This is a genomic window from Methylobacterium sp. DB0501 (assembly GCF_011043735.1).
Classification (GTDB): domain Bacteria; phylum Pseudomonadota; class Alphaproteobacteria; order Rhizobiales; family Beijerinckiaceae; genus Methylobacterium; species Methylobacterium alsaeris.
Genome location: NZ_JAAKGV010000004.1, coordinates 326,226 through 340,740 on the forward strand (window position 1 = coordinate 326,226; position 14,515 = coordinate 340,740).

The following is a 14,515-nucleotide window of genomic DNA, read 5'->3' on the forward strand; positions in this document are numbered from 1 at the left end:
CTGCGAGCAGCGCCCGATCACGCCGCGATCGGACGCTGCTCCGGGTCGTCGATCGTGCCGCATCGCCTGCGACGAACCGGTCTCCGGTCCGTCGGAACATGCTCCTAGAACGACGCCGGCGTCGCCGCAGCGTCCCTCACGCCCTCGTCCGCCCCGGTACTCCCGCCCGCGAGCGGGGCGTCCATGTGGGCGGCGAAGGCCGCCTTGTGGTCGGGGTGCCAGCGCGACAGGGCCGGCCGGTTGCGGATCACGTCGTCGGAGGACCAGCGCATCCGCTTCTCGTCCATCTCCCGGGTGGTCTCGTTGTCCGGGCACAGGATGTAGAAGTCGCCGGCCGTCATCTTCTCCAGGAGGAAATCGACGGTCTGCTCCGGCGTCCAGGCGCCGGCCGGCTTCTCGGTCGCGCCGCGGGCCCGGGTCAGGCCGGTATAGACGAAGCCGGGGATCAGCAGGTGGGCCGTCACCGGCGAGTTCGCCTCGCGCAGCTCGTGCGCCAAGGCCTCGGTCGTCACCTTCACGCCGGCCTTGCTGACGTTGTAGGGCGTGTTGCCCGGCGGCGTGGTGATGCCCTGCTTCGACCCGGTGACGATCACCGCCCCCGGCCGGCCCGCCTCGATCATCGCCGGCACGAAGGCCCGGATGGCGTTGATCACGCCCCACAGGTTGGTGTCGAGGATGCGGTGCCAGGTGGCCGAATCCGAGAAGAACCGGCCGCCGGCCTCGATGCCGGCATTCGCCATCAGCAGCGACACCTCGCCGAGGGCGCTCGCCTCCCGGCGCAGCGCCTCCAGCGCTTCGGGCACGGCCACGTCGGTCGGCACCGCGCGCACCTCCGCCTCGCCGCCCTGCGCCACGGCTGCGACGTCGCGGCCGGCCTGCGTCAGCGCCTCGCCGGGCAGGTCGGCCAGCACCACCCGCATCCCGGCCCGCGCGAAGGCCTTGGCGGCCGCGAGGCCGATGCCGCTCGCCGCGCCGGTGACGACCGCGACGCGGCCCTTCGCGAGTGCGGGGTGGTGGATCATGCTGCGCTCCGCCTGGAATTTGGGCTCTGTCTCAGCCCGGCAGGTAGGCAGCCGCACCGGAAACGCCACGGGCGGCGGCGCAAAAATTCGCGCCACGCTCTCGCGCTCAGGCGGTTTTGCGGCCCCGGCACGGCGCGCCCGGCAGGGCGGCATCGAGGAGACTCCCCAGCGCCCGGGCGCCGACGCGCCCGACCTCCGGATCGCGGGTGAGCAACGCCGTGACGATCGCGCCGTCGACGAGCAGGCCGACCTCCCATCCCAGGGCGTCGGGGTCGCGGGCACCGGCCTCGGCGAGGAGGTCGCGCAGGCGTGCCACCACCTGGCGCTTGTGGGCGAGGGTCAGGGCGCGGATCCGGTCGTCGCGCTTGTCGTGCTCGCCGACGGCGTTGATGAACGGGCAGCCATAGAACCGCTCGTCGCGGAACCACTCGGCGAGCAGCGGGAAGATGCGGTCGAGCCGCTCGCGCGGGCTCGCCTCGCCGGCATCGAGCCCGCCGAGGAACCAGTCGCGCCAGGACCGTCCTTCCGCCTCCAGCACCGTCTCGACCAGGCGCTCCTTCGATCCGAACAGCTTGTAGAGCGTCGCCTTGGCGGTGCCGGCCGCCGCCACCACGGCATCGACCCCGACGGCGTGGATGCCGTACCGAAAGAACAGCTCGGAGGCCGCGCGCTGCAGGCGCTCACGGGGCGGGCCCTCGCTCCGCGGATGCGTGTCGCCCACCCGCACCGTCACGCGGCCTGCTCCAACCCGATCTTCCCGCTTGCGTTCAAACCGGTCACCCCCGCGAGACGACGCCCGCGGCGCGGGCGAGACTGACCTGTTTTGCAGCAAGGCCGTGCGCCGCACCAGTGATCCAAGGTGCGTAACCCCTGCCGGATCGAACTTGACTGCGATTGGCATGAGCTGTGCGGCTCTCAGATCGGCGAAAGACGGACCGGTCTGTATGATTGATCGTCGCGAGACGTCGTGGGACGGGCGCCGGAGCGCAGGTTCATCTCGGACGGCCCGGAGGCAGCAACCGTGGCGGTCCGGCTCGCCGTGTCGGCCGATGGGGAAAGAGGCGCGACGCGAGCTGGATCGTAACCCTCACCTCCCACTGCGGGGGAGGGTGTCCGGCGGATACCCGGCGGGAGAGGGGCACGTTCCCGGAAATGCCTGAACCGGCGTGAGGGGCGCTCCCTGGATCGGCGTCGCCCAACTCCTCCCACGCCAACGGTCGTTGAAAACGACCATTGGTTCGATTCTCGAATTTTCGATGCCAAGCCCGGGACCTTGGGCTCGACATTGAAATTCGAGAGGGCTCGACGGCCCCGTCGATCTCGGACTCGCCCGAGATCGAATCGATGCGTCAGCATCCTGGGCCGTCGGTATCACAGCACACCAGGTTCCCCACTCTCCCCCAACCCGAGTCGGGCATGCCCGACTCGATCAAGTGGGTGGGGAACTCGGGCAAGCCCGAGTTCCAGGGAGAGGGGTTTGGATGCGCCTCTGCTCGCGATGGCGCGAACGCTCACTCCCCCGACGAATCGGCGGGCTTCGGGAACAGCTCGCCGGCCGGCTCGGTGCCCTCGGCGCCCTCGAACCGGGTGCGGCGGCGGCGGCGCGGCCGGGCCGCCGGGGCATCGGTCGCGTCGGTCGCGTCGACCGGCGCGGCGGGGGGCGCCGGCGGCGGCTCCTCGACCGGGGCGGGCGGCGGGGTGACGGGGCGCACCGGGGTGGTCAGGAAGGCCGGCAGACCGGTCGGCTCGTCGGCGGCCAGCACCGGCTCGGAGCGGGGCTCCTCGCGGCGACGCTCGCGGCGGAACTCGGAGCGGCCACCCTCGCGGTAGCCCTCTTGCCGCCCGGATTCCTGACGCCCGTTCTCCTGGCGCGGGGCTTCCTGGCGCACGGGCTGCGGCGGCTCGGCGCGGGACGGCTCCTGCCGCTCAGGACGATCCTGGCGTTCAGGACGGTCTTGCCGCTCGGGGCGATCCTGGCGGTCGCGCTGCTGGCGCTCCTGCCGGTTCTGGAAGCGCTCGCGCCGGTCTTGACGAGGTTGGTCCTGGCGCGGCTGTTCCTGACGCGCATCGCCCCGGGCGTCCTGGCGGTCGTAGCGGGACGGGCGGTCGTCGCGGCTGTCGTAGGGCTGGGGCTGCTGACCGGGATCGCCGTAATCGTCGGCGGCGCCGTAGCCGGACTGCGAGTAGCCGTTGACGCCGCGCTCGTTGGCGCCGCGCTCCTGGACGGCGTAGCCGTTGGTCGGCGCGCCCTCGTCGTCGCCGTCCTCGTCGTCGTCGTAGCCCTGGCGACCGTAGGTGCCGCCGTATTGCTGGCGGTACTGCTCGTTCGCTGCGGCGATGATGCGGTAATAATGCTCGCCGTGCTGGAAGTAGTTCTCGGCCATCACCGGGTCGCCGCTCGCCTGGGCGTCGCGGGCGAGCTGGGCGTATTTCTCGGCGATGTGCTGGGCGGTGCCGCGGATCTTCACGTCGGGGCCGTTCGACTCGTAGGCCCGGGTCAGCGGGTTCGGCCCCTTGTTGCTGCGGTTGCGGCCACGCATACGCCTGTTCTGGTTCGGTCTCATCGGTCTCGACTGACCCTCTTCGACGACTTGAAGGGCGGGACTACGCGCGCGGCGGTGCTTCGTCCGCGGAGCCGGGCGGCCTCTGCCGGGCCATGTTCCGTCTCCGCAGCGATGTCCGCCTTGCCCTGTGCGACCGCGGGCCGCCTCGCGGTCCGGCCGTCGTCGATCGACAGATGCGGGGCACCGGACCGCCTACGCGCTCATTGGTCTGCCCGGTGGTGGAAGATCGTCCAAAGGTCCGCGCTCAATGTCGCGCCCGAGAACTGAGCCTGGCTGTCTGATCCGGACCGTTCACGATCTACCTCGGGACGTTAGCGGGTTCGACGCCCCCCGCCAAGGGACTTCACGCGGATTTCAGGCCGGTTTCGCGCATAAAGATCACAGGAACCTGAATAATCCGCGTCAGGGAGCGATCCTCGCGGTCATGACGACCACCCGCGGGTGGCCGGCGAGGTCGCAGACCACCCGCGCCGACAGGCCGTGGGCAGCGGCGAGATCCCGCAGATCCGACTCTTGGTCGTAGCCGATCTCGACCAGGAGATGCCCGCCCGGCGCCAGCAGGGGCGGCACCTGGGCCAGGATGGCGCGGTAGGCGTCGAGCCCGTCGGGACCGCCGTCGAGGGCGAGGCGCGGGTCGTGGGCACGCACCTCCTCGGACAGGCCGGCGATGGCGTCGGTCGCGATATAGGGCGGGTTGGCAACGACGAGGTCGAAGGGTCCGGCGAGTGCCGCGGCCCAGTTCCCGGCGGCGAAGGCGGCACGGTTCGCGACGCCGTTGCGGGCGGCGTTGGCCCGGGCGGTCGCGAGCGCAGCCTGCGAACGGTCGAGGCCGAGGCCCTGGGCCCGCGGCCACTCGGTGAGCAGAGCCACCAGGATACAGCCCGATCCGGTGCCGAGATCGACCAGCCGGTGCGAGCCGCCCGGATCGAGGCCGAGGGCGAGGGCCGCCTCGACCAGGGTCTCGGTATCGGGGCGCGGCACCAGGGTGTCGGGCGAGAGCCCGAAGGGCAGGCCCCAGAACTCCCAGGCGCCGATGATCCGGGCCACCGGCTCGCCGGCGACGCGCCGGGCGAGATAGGCCGTCAGGCGCTCCGCCCCCGCCGCCCCGGCGGGCTCGTTCCCGCGCAGGGCGAGGTCGGTGGCGGTGACGCCCAACGCCTCCTCGACCAGGATGCGGGCATCGAGGGCGGCAGTCTCGATCCCGCCCGCCGCGAGCGCGTCGACGGCCCGGGCCCGGGCCGCGGTCCGGGTCGTCCCGGCGTCGATCGGACCGGCGGCGAGGCCGGTCACGCCATCCCCTCGGCAGCCAGCAACGCCGCCTGGTGCTCGGTGATCAGCGCGTCCACCACCTCGTCGAGGGCGGTACCGGCCATCACCTCCTCGAGCTTGTAGAGTGTCAGGTTGATGCGGTGGTCGGTCACCCGGGCCTGCGGGAAGTTGTAGGTGCGGATCCGCTCCGAGCGGTCGCCGCTGCCGACCTGGGACTTGCGGTCCGCGGCGCGGGCGGCATCCTTCTGGCTGCGCTCCTGGTCGTAGAGCTTGGCCCGCAGCAGGGACATGGCGCGGGCCCGGTTCTTGTGCTGCGAGCGCTCCTCCTGGACGAAGATCACGATGCCGCTCGGCACGTGGGTGATGCGGATCGCCGATTCGGTCTTGTTGACGTGCTGGCCGCCGGCTCCCTGCGCCCGCATGGTGTCGATCTTCAGGTCGGAATCGTTGACCTGGATGTCGACCTCCTCGGCCTCCGGCAGCACCGCCACGGTGGCGGCGGAGGTGTGGATGCGCCCCTGCGTCTCGGTATCGGGCACCCGCTGCACCCGGTGGGCGCCGCTCTCGAACTTCAGCCGGGCGAAGACGCCGCGCCCCTTCACCTCGGCCACGACCTCGCGGTAGCCGCCCATCGTGCCGGGGCTCTCGGAGATGACCTCGACCTTCCAGCCCTTCAGGTCGGCGTAGCGCGAGTACATCCGGAACAGGTCGCCGGCGAAGAGCGCCGCCTCGTCGCCGCCGGTGCCGGCGCGCACCTCCAGGATGGCGCTCTTCTCGTCGGCCGCGTCCTTGGGCAGGAGCAGCAATTGCAGCGACCGGGCGGCGGCCTCGCGGGCGGCCTCGGCCTCCGGCTTCTCCTCGGCGGCGAGCGCCCGCATCTCGGGATCGCCCTCCTCGATCATCTCCTCGACGCCGCGCAACGCGCGCTCGGCGGCCCGGAAGGCGCGGATCGCCTCGACGACGGAATCGAGCTCGGACAGCTCGCGCGAGAGCTGCACGAAGCTCTCGGCCTCGGCTTCCCCGGCGCTCAGGGTGGCGGTGACGATGTCGTGGCGGGCCAGGATGGCGTCGAGACGGTCGGACGGGATCGCGATCATGCAGGAGATATGGCCATTCGTATCGGCCGGTTCAGCCGGGGCGGCCCGCGCCCGGTGCCGGAGATGATGCCGCGTATAGCAGGTCTGCGGGGGATGGGGAGTCGGGGTGGCACGGCACACCGCTTGCACCATGGCAGTACGCGCGCCGTTCGCCACGCCCGCACGCCGCACGCGCCCTCAGGCCGGATCGATGCGATGACGGCGGATCGATCCGGCCGACACAGGGAGATGGTTATGATCGAGACGAGCGGCCTCAAGAACCTGTTCGATCGCTGGGAGAGGGTCTGGCATGAGGGCGCCTTCGACCTCGTCGAGGCCTGTGTTACGCCGCATTACATCCGGCACGACGAGTTGGGTGATCGCACCGTGAGCCGCGAGGACTATGCGGCCGAGCTGTCACGCTTGCGGCAGGCGCGACCGGACGTCAGGATCGTGGTGTACGACCATCACTTCGATGGCGAGCGCGCCTGGTACCGCTTCACGATGAGATGGACGGACCGGGAGAGCGGTGAGGTGTGCACCCGCGCGGGCATGCAATCCTATCGCACCGAAGGAGGCAAGCTCGCGGAGACCTGGGTCGTGATGCAGCCGATCGGCTCGGCCTGGAGCGACGCCACGGCACAGCCGAACTGGACGACCCACATCAGTGGTCGGTAGCGCCTCTGGAGCATCTCCCTCGCTTTCGAGCGAGTAGCCGTGGATAAAGCCGGCCCGCCTTACGCGAGACCCTTTGCGGATGAGGGTTGCCTGCCCCATTTTACGAGCGAGCAGCCGCGGGTGGCAGCCCGCGACCCCTCTTGTCGGTCAGACGTCATTACATGAGCCCGATCGTGATGGTGATATTCCATCCGGTCGGGTCCTTCGTGACGGTGATCGTCACGAACGGCCAGCCGTTCATATCTCTCACCCTCTCTCCGGTCTGCGCCAGCTCGAAAGGCGGCGGCCGGCGATTCCGCCGCAAACCCCGCATGCCACGGGGCCTTCGCGGCCGGAGAGAGTCTTTCCCGACGTCAGAACGATCGCACGGTGAGGTTACCGATTCGCGTAGCTGGCAGAGATCCGCCCGTGCCCGTCAGACCGGGACACCGTGCTCTTCCGCGAAGGCCGCGAGCGCCGGCCGTAGCGAAGCCCCGTCCTTGGTCCGCGCCAGTTCCTGCTCCAGGAACGCCGCCACCGCGCCGGCATCGATCCCCAGCACCATCGCCTTGACCGGCCCGATCGAGGCCGGGGACATCGACAGGGCGCGAAAGCCCAACCCGATCAGCGCCATCGCCTCGAGCGGCCGCCCGCCGATCTCGCCGCAGACCGTCGCCGGGGTCCCGGCGGCCTGCGCCCGCTCGGCGATCAGCCGGAAGGCGCGCAAGGCCGCGGTGCTCAACGGGTCGAAGCGGTTGGCGACCTGGCGGTTCTCGCGGTCGACCGCGAACAGGAACTGCATCAGGTCGTTCGAGCCGACCGAGAGGAAATCGGCTTCCGCGGCGATCTCGTCCATCTGGAACAGCAGCGAGGGCACCTCGACCATCACGCCAAGGCGGCAATCCGCCGGCAACGGGTAGCCGTGGCGGGTGAGATGCGCCTTCTCGCGCTCGACGATGGCACGCGCCTGGACGAACTCCTCGACGGTCGCGACCATCGGGAACATGATCTTGAGCGGCCGCCCCCGCGCGGCCTTGAGCAGCGCGCGCAGCTGCATCCGCAGGAGGCCGGGCCGGTCGAGCCCGATGCGGATCGCCCGCCAGCCCAAAGCCGGGTTCTCCTCCTCGAGGGCCTTCATGTAGGGCAGCACCTTGTCGCCGCCGATATCGAGGGTCCGGATGGTCACCGGCAGGTCGCCGACGGCATCGAACACCGCCTCGTACAGGATCTGCTGCTCGGCCGCCGTCGGCATCCGCTCGGCGACCATGAACTGCAACTCGGTGCGGAACAGCCCGACGCCCTCGGCCCCGGTCTCGTTCAGGTGCGACAGGTCGACGATGAGACCGGCATTCAGCTGGAGATTGACCGCGACCCCGTCGCGGGTGACCGCCGGCACGTCGCGGAGCGAACGGTACTGCTCCTGGCGCCTCGCCCGCAGGCGCGCCTTCTCGGCATAGGCCGCCTCGATCTCCGGCCCCGGCCGGATCTGGATCTCGCCGGTCCCGCCATCGACGATGATGGCATCCCCCGTCTCGACCAAGGCCGTGGCGTTCGCCACCTCGCCCACCGCCGGGATGCCGAGGGCGCGGGCCACGATGGCGATGTGGCTCGTCGGCCCGCCTTCCTCAAGCACCACGCCGCGCAGGCGGGCGCGGTCGTAGTCGAGGAGCGCCGCCGGGCCCATCGAGCGCGCCACCAAGATGGCGTTCTCGGGCATCGCGTCGGGCCCGACCGTCGAGCGGCCGACGAGCTGGCGCAGCAGCCGGTTGGCGAGGTCGTCGAGGTCGTGCAGGCGCTCGCGCAGGTAGGGATCGCTCTGGCGCAGCATGCGGGCGCGGTTGTCGGACTGCACCCGCTCCACCGCGGCCTCCGCCGTGAGGCCGGACAGGACCGCCTCGCGCATCCGGCGCAGCCAGCCCTGGTCGTGGGCGAACATCCGCACGGTCTCGAGCACCTCCCGGTGCTCGCCGGCCCCCGCGACGTCGCCGCGCTCGACGAGGTCGTCGATGGCAGCCCGCACCTCGGCGATGGCGGTGTCGAGGCGCGACGCCTCGCGCTCGACATTCTCGGCGATCAGGTTGCGCACCACGATGCGCGGCTCGTGCAGCACGACGTGGCCCAGGCCCACGCCGTCGGCGAGCGCCACGCCCGACTGGGCGAGCGCCCGGCGCGAGGCGCTGACGGTGCCGGGCGACAGGGCCTGCAGCTCGCCCGAGGCGATCATCTCCGCCAGCACCATGGCGGTGGTCTGGAGCGCTTCGATCTCCTCCTCGGAATAGACCCGGTAGGTGCGGTTCTGCACCACCAGGACGCCGAGCGTGTTGCCGGCCCGCAGCAGCGGCACGCCCAGGAAGGCGTGGTAGACCTCCTCGCCGGTCTCCGGGCGGTAGGAGAAGGCGGGGTGCGACTGGGCGTCGGAGAGGGAGAGCGGCTCGGCGGTGGCGGCGATCAGGCCGACCAGGCCCTCGCCGGCCCGCATGGTGGTGAGGTGCACCGCCTCGCGGTTCAGGCCCTCGGTGGCGAACAGCTCGAGGTTGCCGTCGTCGCGCAGGACATAGACCGAGCAGACCTCCGCGACCATGTTGGACGCGATCAGGACAACGATGCGGTCGAGGCGCGCCTGCGGGCCGACGGGCTCCGCCATGGCCTCGCGAAGGCGGCGCAGTAGCAGGCGCGGGCCTCCAGGCGCTGCGGGCATCGTGTCGTGTTCCACCCTTTGGCGAGCCGGGCCTCGCGCGGCGCAACCGTGAGGCTGGGCCTGCGCGGGCCTGACGCATCGGTCCCGTCACCGCCGTATAGCGAGTCCGGCGCCCGGCGGGCAAGCGTCCTTCCGGGGGAGGCGGCTTTCCCTCGCGGGGGAGGGCCGGAGAACGACAGCGCCCCGCCCGCGAGGCAATCGCGGACGGGGCGCTGGGACGGCAGGCCCGTCGGGCCGGCGTCAGGCCTTGTCGAGGCCGTAGAGCGAGTGGAGCGTGCGCACCGCGAGTTCCGTGTAGGCGGTGTCGATCAGCACCGAGAACTTGATCTCCGAGGTGGTGATCGCCCGGATGTTGATGCCCTTCTCGGCGAGCGCCCGGAACGCCTTGGCGGCGACGCCGGCATGGCTGCGCATCCCGACGCCGATCGCCGAGACCTTGACCACGTCGGTGGCGCCCTCGATGCGCTCGAACTCGACCGCGCCGCTTTGCGCGTCGAGGATCGCGCGGGCGCGCTCGTAATCGGCCGCCGGCACCGTGAAGGTCATGTCGGTGGCCGCACCGTCGCCGGACACGACTTGGATGATCATGTCGACGTTGATGTTGGCATCCGCCAGGGGGCCGAAGATGGCGGCGGCGATGCCGGGCTTGTCCTTCACCCGGCGAAGCGTGATTTGGGCCTCGTCCTTCGAGAAGGCGATGCCCGTGATGATCTGCTGTTCCACGATATCGTCCTCGTCGCAGATGAGGGTGCCGGGGCGGGCGTCGTCGGGGTCGTCGAAGGAGGAGCGCACGGTGGTCGGCACCCGGTGCACCATGGCGAGCTCGACCGAGCGCACCTGCAGCACCTTGGCCCCGAGGGAGGCCATCTCCAGCATCTCCTCGAAGGCGACCCTCTCGAGGCGCTGGGCCTTCGGCACCACCCGCGGGTCGGTGGTGTAGACGCCGTCGACGTCGGTGTAGATGTCGCAGCGCTCGGCGCCGATCGCCGCCGCGATCGCGACCGCGCTGGTGTCCGAGCCGCCGCGCCCGAGGGTGGTCAGGCGGCCGGTCTCGGGATGGATGCCCTGGAAGCCGGCGATCACCGCGACCTCGCCGCGCTTGAACCCGGCATCGAGGCGGGCGCCGTCGATGTGCTGGATCCGGGCCGAGCCGTGCTGGTCGGAGGTCTCGATCGGGATCTGCCAGCCCTGCCAGGAGCGGGCCTTGATGCCCATCTCGGCGAGCACGATGGCCAGCAGTCCCGACGTGACCTGCTCGCCCGAGGCGACGACCGCGTCGTACTCGGACTGGGCGTAGAGCGGCGACGCGTCCTTGCACCAGGCCACCAGCTCGTTGGTCTTGCCGGACATCGCCGAGACGACGACCGCGACCTCGTAGCCGGCCCGCACCTCGCGGGCGACATGGCGGGCGACGTTGCGGATGCGGTCGACCGTGGCGACGGAGGTACCGCCGAATTTCATCACCAGGCGGGGCATGGGGATCCGATCGAACAAACCTGTCTCGTGCCGCAGCGCAATGCCGCGGGCGTCCGGCGGGTACAAGCGGGCCGGGGCGGTGTCAATCTTGCAGCCGGGCGCGCCGGTCCTGCGCATGACGTCCCACGGCGGTTGGCCGGAGGCGGCGGCTGCGCTACCTCGACGGTCGAGACATGACCATCATTCCCTGCAGGAAGGCCTGGCGCCGATGAGCCAACCGACCGGACCCTCGATCGACCGCGACGAGGTCGCCCGCTTCGATCGCCTCGCCGCGACCTGGTGGGACGAGGCCGGGCCGATGCGGGTGCTGCACCGCTTCAACCCGGTGCGACTGACCTATATCCGCGACACCGTCTGCCGCCATTTCGGCCGCGACCCGTTGGCGCCGGCACCACTCTCGGGCCTCACCCTCGTCGATGTCGGCTGCGGCGGCGGCGTACTGTCGGAGCCGCTGGCGCGCCTCGGCGCCGACGTCACCGGCCTCGATCCCGCGGTGACGAATGTCAGGATCGCCCAAGGACATGCCGACGAGGCCGGCGTGCCGGTGCGCTACCGGGCCGAGACGATCGAGGACGTGGTGGCCGCCGGCGAGCGCTTCGACGTCGTCTGCGCCATGGAGGTGGTCGAGCACGTCACCGACATGCCGGCTTTCGTGCGTACCGCCTGCACGGCGGTGAAGCCCGGCGGCCTGTTCTTCGCCGCCACCCTCAACCGGACGATGCGCTCCTTCGCCCTCGCCATCGTGGGCGCGGAATACGTCCTCAACTGGCTGCCGAAGGGCACCCACGATTGGGACAAGTTCGTCACCCCCGACGAGTTGTGCGACGCGGTCGAGGGCGGCGGGCTGACCCTCACCGACACGGTCGGGGTGGTGTTCAACCCGCTCACCGGCCGCTGGGGCACCGCCCGCGATACGGCCGTCAACTACATGATCGCCGCCGAGAGGCCGCGCGACTGACCGTAGCAACCGTGGCCCGTCCCTCCCGGTTATCGCACCGATACGAGGAGACGGGTCCATGCTGGAGAAGATTCCGCACGCTGTCGGCGAGGCGTTGTCGGGCCTGCGCGCCGGCATGGGAAAGACCGCCTATCACGCCGAGTTCGAGGGCGCGCCCGACGCGATCCGGGTGACGAGCCCGGCCTTCGCCGAGGGCGCCGCGATGCCGGCGCGGTTCACGCAGGACGGGGCGAAGGTCTCGCCGCCGCTCGCCTGGGACGGCCTCCCGGTCGGCACCGCCGCGCTGGTGCTCCTGGTCGAGGATGCCGACAGCCCGACGCCGAAACCGATCGTCCACGCCATCGCCTGGGACCTCGACGCCGCGGCCGGCGGCCTGCCGGAGGGCGCGCTCGCGAGTCCCGGCTCCGACGGCACGGTCGAGGAGGTCGGCAAGAACACCTTCCTCAAGGCCGGCTACCTGCCGCCCGATCCGCCGACCGGGCACGGCCCGCATCGCTACCTGTTCCAGGTCTACGCGCTGAACCGCCATCTCGGGCTCGAGGGCGTCCCGGGCCGCGGCGCCCTCCTCGAGGCGATGCATGGCCACGTCCTGGCCAAGGGTGCGCTGATCGGCACCTATGAACGCCGCTGACCTCCGCCTCATCCCTGTCCCGGCTTGCCAGCGGCCGCGGCCTGGCCCACCACTCGATGCCTAGGGCAGCGCCCGATCGCGTTGCGATCGGGCGCTGCTCCAGGGTTTTGACTTTGCCGCATTTTCTTCGACGAACCGGTACCCCTTCGTCGGAAAATGCTCTGGCCGCCGGATGCGCGGCGGGGAGGATCGGTGGCGATGAAGGCACTCCTGTGCAAGGCGCTCGGCGGGCCGGAGGATCTGGTGATCGAGGAGGTGCCGGATCCGGTGCCCGGCCCGGGCCAGGCCCTGGTCCGTGTCACCGTCGCGGCGCTCAACTTCTTCGACACGCTGATCATCGCCGGCCGCTACCAGGTGAAGCCGGAACTGCCGTTCTCGCCCGGGGCCGAGGCCTGCGGGGTGATCGAGGCGGTGGGTCCGGGCGTCGAGTCCTTCCGGGCCGGCGAGCGGGTGATCGTCCATCTCGGCTACGGTGCCTGCCGCGAGCGGGTCGCGGCGCCGGTCTCCGGCCTGACCCTCGTGCCGGAGGGCGTCAGCGACGAGCAGGCGGCGGGCCTCTCCGTCACCTACGGCACCTCGCTGCATGCGCTGCAGGACCGGGCGAACCTGAAGCCCGGCGAGACCCTGGCGGTGCTCGGCGCCACCGGCGGCGTCGGCCTCGCGGCGGTGGAGCTCGGCCATGCGATGGGCGCCCGGGTGATCGCCTGCGCCTCCTCGGCCGAGAAGCTCGACCTCGCCAAGGCGCACGGCGCCGACCTTACCCTCGATTACAGCCAGGAATCCCTTCGCGACGGGCTGAAGCGTCTCGGTGGCGAGGCCGGCATCGACGTCGTCTACGATCCCGTCGGCGGCGCCTATTCCGAGCCCGCCCTGCGCTCGCTCAACTGGAAGGGGCGCTTCCTGGTGGTCGGCTTCGCGGCCGGCGAGATTCCCAAGATCCCGCTGAACCTGGCGCTCCTGAAGGGCATCGACATCCAGGGTGTCTTCTGGGGCGCCTTCCTCAAGCGCGAGCCCGAGGGCCACGCCGCCAACCAGGGCCGCCTGCTGGCACTGGTGAGAGAGGGACGGCTCTCGGCCAAGGTGCACGGCGTCTACCCGCTGGAGGAGGCCGCCGCCGCCCTCGGCATCCTGGCGCGCCGCGAGGCGATGGGGAAGGTGCTGCTGCGGCCTTGAACTCCCCTCCCCTCTCGCGACCGACGCGGGAGGGGTTTCGCGGCCGCTCGGGGGAACAGTTCGGGCGCCGGGCCGTTCACGGCGTAGCCTTTTCATTCCCGAGCGTCAGGACGGAGACACCGTGGGCGACATCATCCGCATCATCCTGCTCGTCGTGATCCCGCCGATCGGCGTGCTGTTCACCGTCGGGTTCGGCCTGCAGTTCATCCTCAACGTGGTGCTGACGCTGTTCGGCTACATCCCGGGCCTGATCCACGCCATATGGGTCGTGACGCGGCGCAATTACTGATCCGGAGCTTAGTCCAGCGCCGAACGCGAAAAACCCCCGCAGGGCGAGCCCTGCGGGGGTTTTTCGTATGGTTGGTTGCGGGGACAGGATTTGAACCTGTGACCTTCAGGTTATGAGCCTGACGAGCTACCGGGCTGCTCCACCCCGCGCCAGGGTGTGATCTGCGTCGTGCAGAGGGAACGTGACGTGCTTGGCAGGTCTGGCGGTGACCGACTCTCCCGTGTCTTGAGACACAGTACCATGGGCGCTGGGGCGGTTAACGGCCGAGTTCGAGATGGGATCGGGTTCTGATCACCCCGCTCAGACCACCAGACCGGCCAAGCACGTTCGTTGCGGCAAGCATGCGTTCTGCGGCAGCCGCTCGGCTGCGTCAGGCGTCTTCATCGTGTCGTGGTGTTAGGGTTGATCCGGACACGGATCATGAGAGCGATCAAGCCGATCGAGCGATTAGTACTGGTCAGCTCAGCGCGTTACCGCGCTTGCACATCCAGCCTATCCACGTGGTCGTCTTCCACGGCTCTCAAGGGAGTTCTCGTTTCAAGGGGGGTTTCCCGCTTAGATGCCTTCAGCGGTTATCCCGACCGAACATAGCTACCCTGCACTGCGGCTGGCGCCACAACAGGTCCACCAGAGGTTCGTCCATCCCGGTCCTCTCGTACTAGGGACAGATCCTCTCAGAACTCCAACACCCACGGCAGATAG

At 70.6% G+C, this 14,515-nt stretch carries 12 protein-coding genes, 1 tRNA gene and 2 rRNA genes; 5 read left to right on the top strand and 10 right to left on the bottom strand.

Going from position 1 to position 14,515, the window contains the following annotated elements:
- Nucleotides 1-104 precede the first annotated feature (104 nt).
- The 5 genes from G4G93_RS08810 to prfA form a co-directional block, all read right to left on the bottom strand.
- Nucleotides 105-1,022 (bottom strand): SDR family NAD(P)-dependent oxidoreductase, encoded by a 918-nt coding sequence (locus G4G93_RS08810; protein WP_165083194.1) that lies wholly within the window; start codon nt 1,020-1,022, stop codon nt 105-107.
- A gap of 106 nt (nt 1,023-1,128) precedes the next feature.
- Nucleotides 1,129-1,755 carry a TetR/AcrR family transcriptional regulator gene (locus G4G93_RS08815; protein WP_312891813.1) on the bottom strand — a complete coding sequence of 209 codons (627 nt, stop codon included), beginning with the start codon at nt 1,753-1,755 and terminating at the stop codon, nt 1,129-1,131.
- A 778-nt stretch (nt 1,756-2,533) separates the two neighbouring features.
- Nucleotides 2,534-3,562 (bottom strand): DUF4167 domain-containing protein, encoded by a 1,029-nt coding sequence (locus G4G93_RS08820; protein WP_165083198.1) that lies wholly within the window; start codon nt 3,560-3,562, stop codon nt 2,534-2,536.
- 426 nt (nt 3,563-3,988) lie between these two features.
- The gene (prmC, locus tag G4G93_RS08825) at nt 3,989-4,876 is read right to left on the bottom strand and encodes a peptide chain release factor N(5)-glutamine methyltransferase (protein ID WP_312891815.1); all 888 of its coding nucleotides are present in this window, start codon (nt 4,874-4,876) and stop codon (nt 3,989-3,991) included.
- Entirely contained in the window at nt 4,873-5,952 is a 1,080-nt protein-coding gene (gene prfA / locus G4G93_RS08830; protein ID WP_165083200.1) for a peptide chain release factor 1, read from the bottom strand. The genes prmC and prfA overlap by 4 nt, the downstream gene beginning before the upstream one ends.
- A gap of 234 nt (nt 5,953-6,186) precedes the next feature.
- On the opposite strand from prfA, the gene G4G93_RS08835 reads away from it, so the two are divergent.
- Nucleotides 6,187-6,609, top strand: a complete 423-nt coding sequence (locus G4G93_RS08835; protein WP_165083202.1) for an ester cyclase — start codon at nt 6,187-6,189, stop codon at nt 6,607-6,609.
- 415 nt (nt 6,610-7,024) lie between these two features.
- Here G4G93_RS08835 and ptsP read toward each other — a convergent pair whose 3' ends face one another.
- Together ptsP and G4G93_RS08845 are read right to left on the bottom strand one after the other, a co-directional pair.
- Nucleotides 7,025-9,286: a phosphoenolpyruvate--protein phosphotransferase gene (gene ptsP, locus G4G93_RS08840; RefSeq protein ID WP_165083204.1), complete on the bottom strand. Its 2,262-nt coding sequence runs from the start codon at nt 9,284-9,286 to the stop codon at nt 7,025-7,027.
- Nucleotides 9,287-9,526: 240 nt separating this feature from the next.
- The gene (locus G4G93_RS08845) at nt 9,527-10,762 is read right to left on the bottom strand and encodes an aspartate kinase (protein ID WP_165083206.1); all 1,236 of its coding nucleotides are present in this window, start codon (nt 10,760-10,762) and stop codon (nt 9,527-9,529) included.
- A 208-nt stretch (nt 10,763-10,970) separates the two neighbouring features.
- Between G4G93_RS08845 and ubiG the strand changes: the two genes are divergently transcribed.
- The 4 genes from ubiG to G4G93_RS08865 all read left to right on the top strand — a co-directional run bounded on the left by ubiG (nt 10,971) and on the right by G4G93_RS08865 (nt 13,813).
- Entirely contained in the window at nt 10,971-11,720 is a 750-nt protein-coding gene (gene ubiG, locus G4G93_RS08850) for a bifunctional 2-polyprenyl-6-hydroxyphenol methylase/3-demethylubiquinol 3-O-methyltransferase UbiG (RefSeq protein ID WP_165083208.1), read from the top strand.
- Between the two features lie 58 nt (nt 11,721-11,778).
- Complete coding sequence (locus G4G93_RS08855) at nt 11,779-12,351, top strand: YbhB/YbcL family Raf kinase inhibitor-like protein (protein WP_165083210.1); 573 nt, start codon at nt 11,779-11,781, stop codon at nt 12,349-12,351.
- Between the two features lie 198 nt (nt 12,352-12,549).
- On the top strand, nt 12,550-13,524 hold the full coding sequence (locus G4G93_RS08860) for an NADPH:quinone oxidoreductase family protein (protein ID WP_165083212.1): 975 nt from the start codon (nt 12,550-12,552) through the stop codon (nt 13,522-13,524).
- A 121-nt stretch (nt 13,525-13,645) separates the two neighbouring features.
- A complete protein-coding gene (locus G4G93_RS08865) occupies nt 13,646-13,813 on the top strand; it encodes a YqaE/Pmp3 family membrane protein (RefSeq protein WP_165083214.1) in 168 nt (55 codons plus the stop codon).
- A gap of 72 nt (nt 13,814-13,885) precedes the next feature.
- On the opposite strand, the gene G4G93_RS08870 is transcribed toward G4G93_RS08865, so the two are convergent.
- From G4G93_RS08870 to G4G93_RS08880, 3 genes are all read right to left on the bottom strand, one after another.
- Nucleotides 13,886-13,962, bottom strand: a tRNA-Met gene (locus G4G93_RS08870).
- 48 nt (nt 13,963-14,010) lie between these two features.
- Nucleotides 14,011-14,126: ribosomal RNA gene (gene rrf, locus G4G93_RS08875) — 5S ribosomal RNA — on the bottom strand.
- A gap of 113 nt (nt 14,127-14,239) precedes the next feature.
- Nucleotides 14,240-14,515: ribosomal RNA gene (locus G4G93_RS08880) — 23S ribosomal RNA — on the bottom strand; the annotation flags it as partial.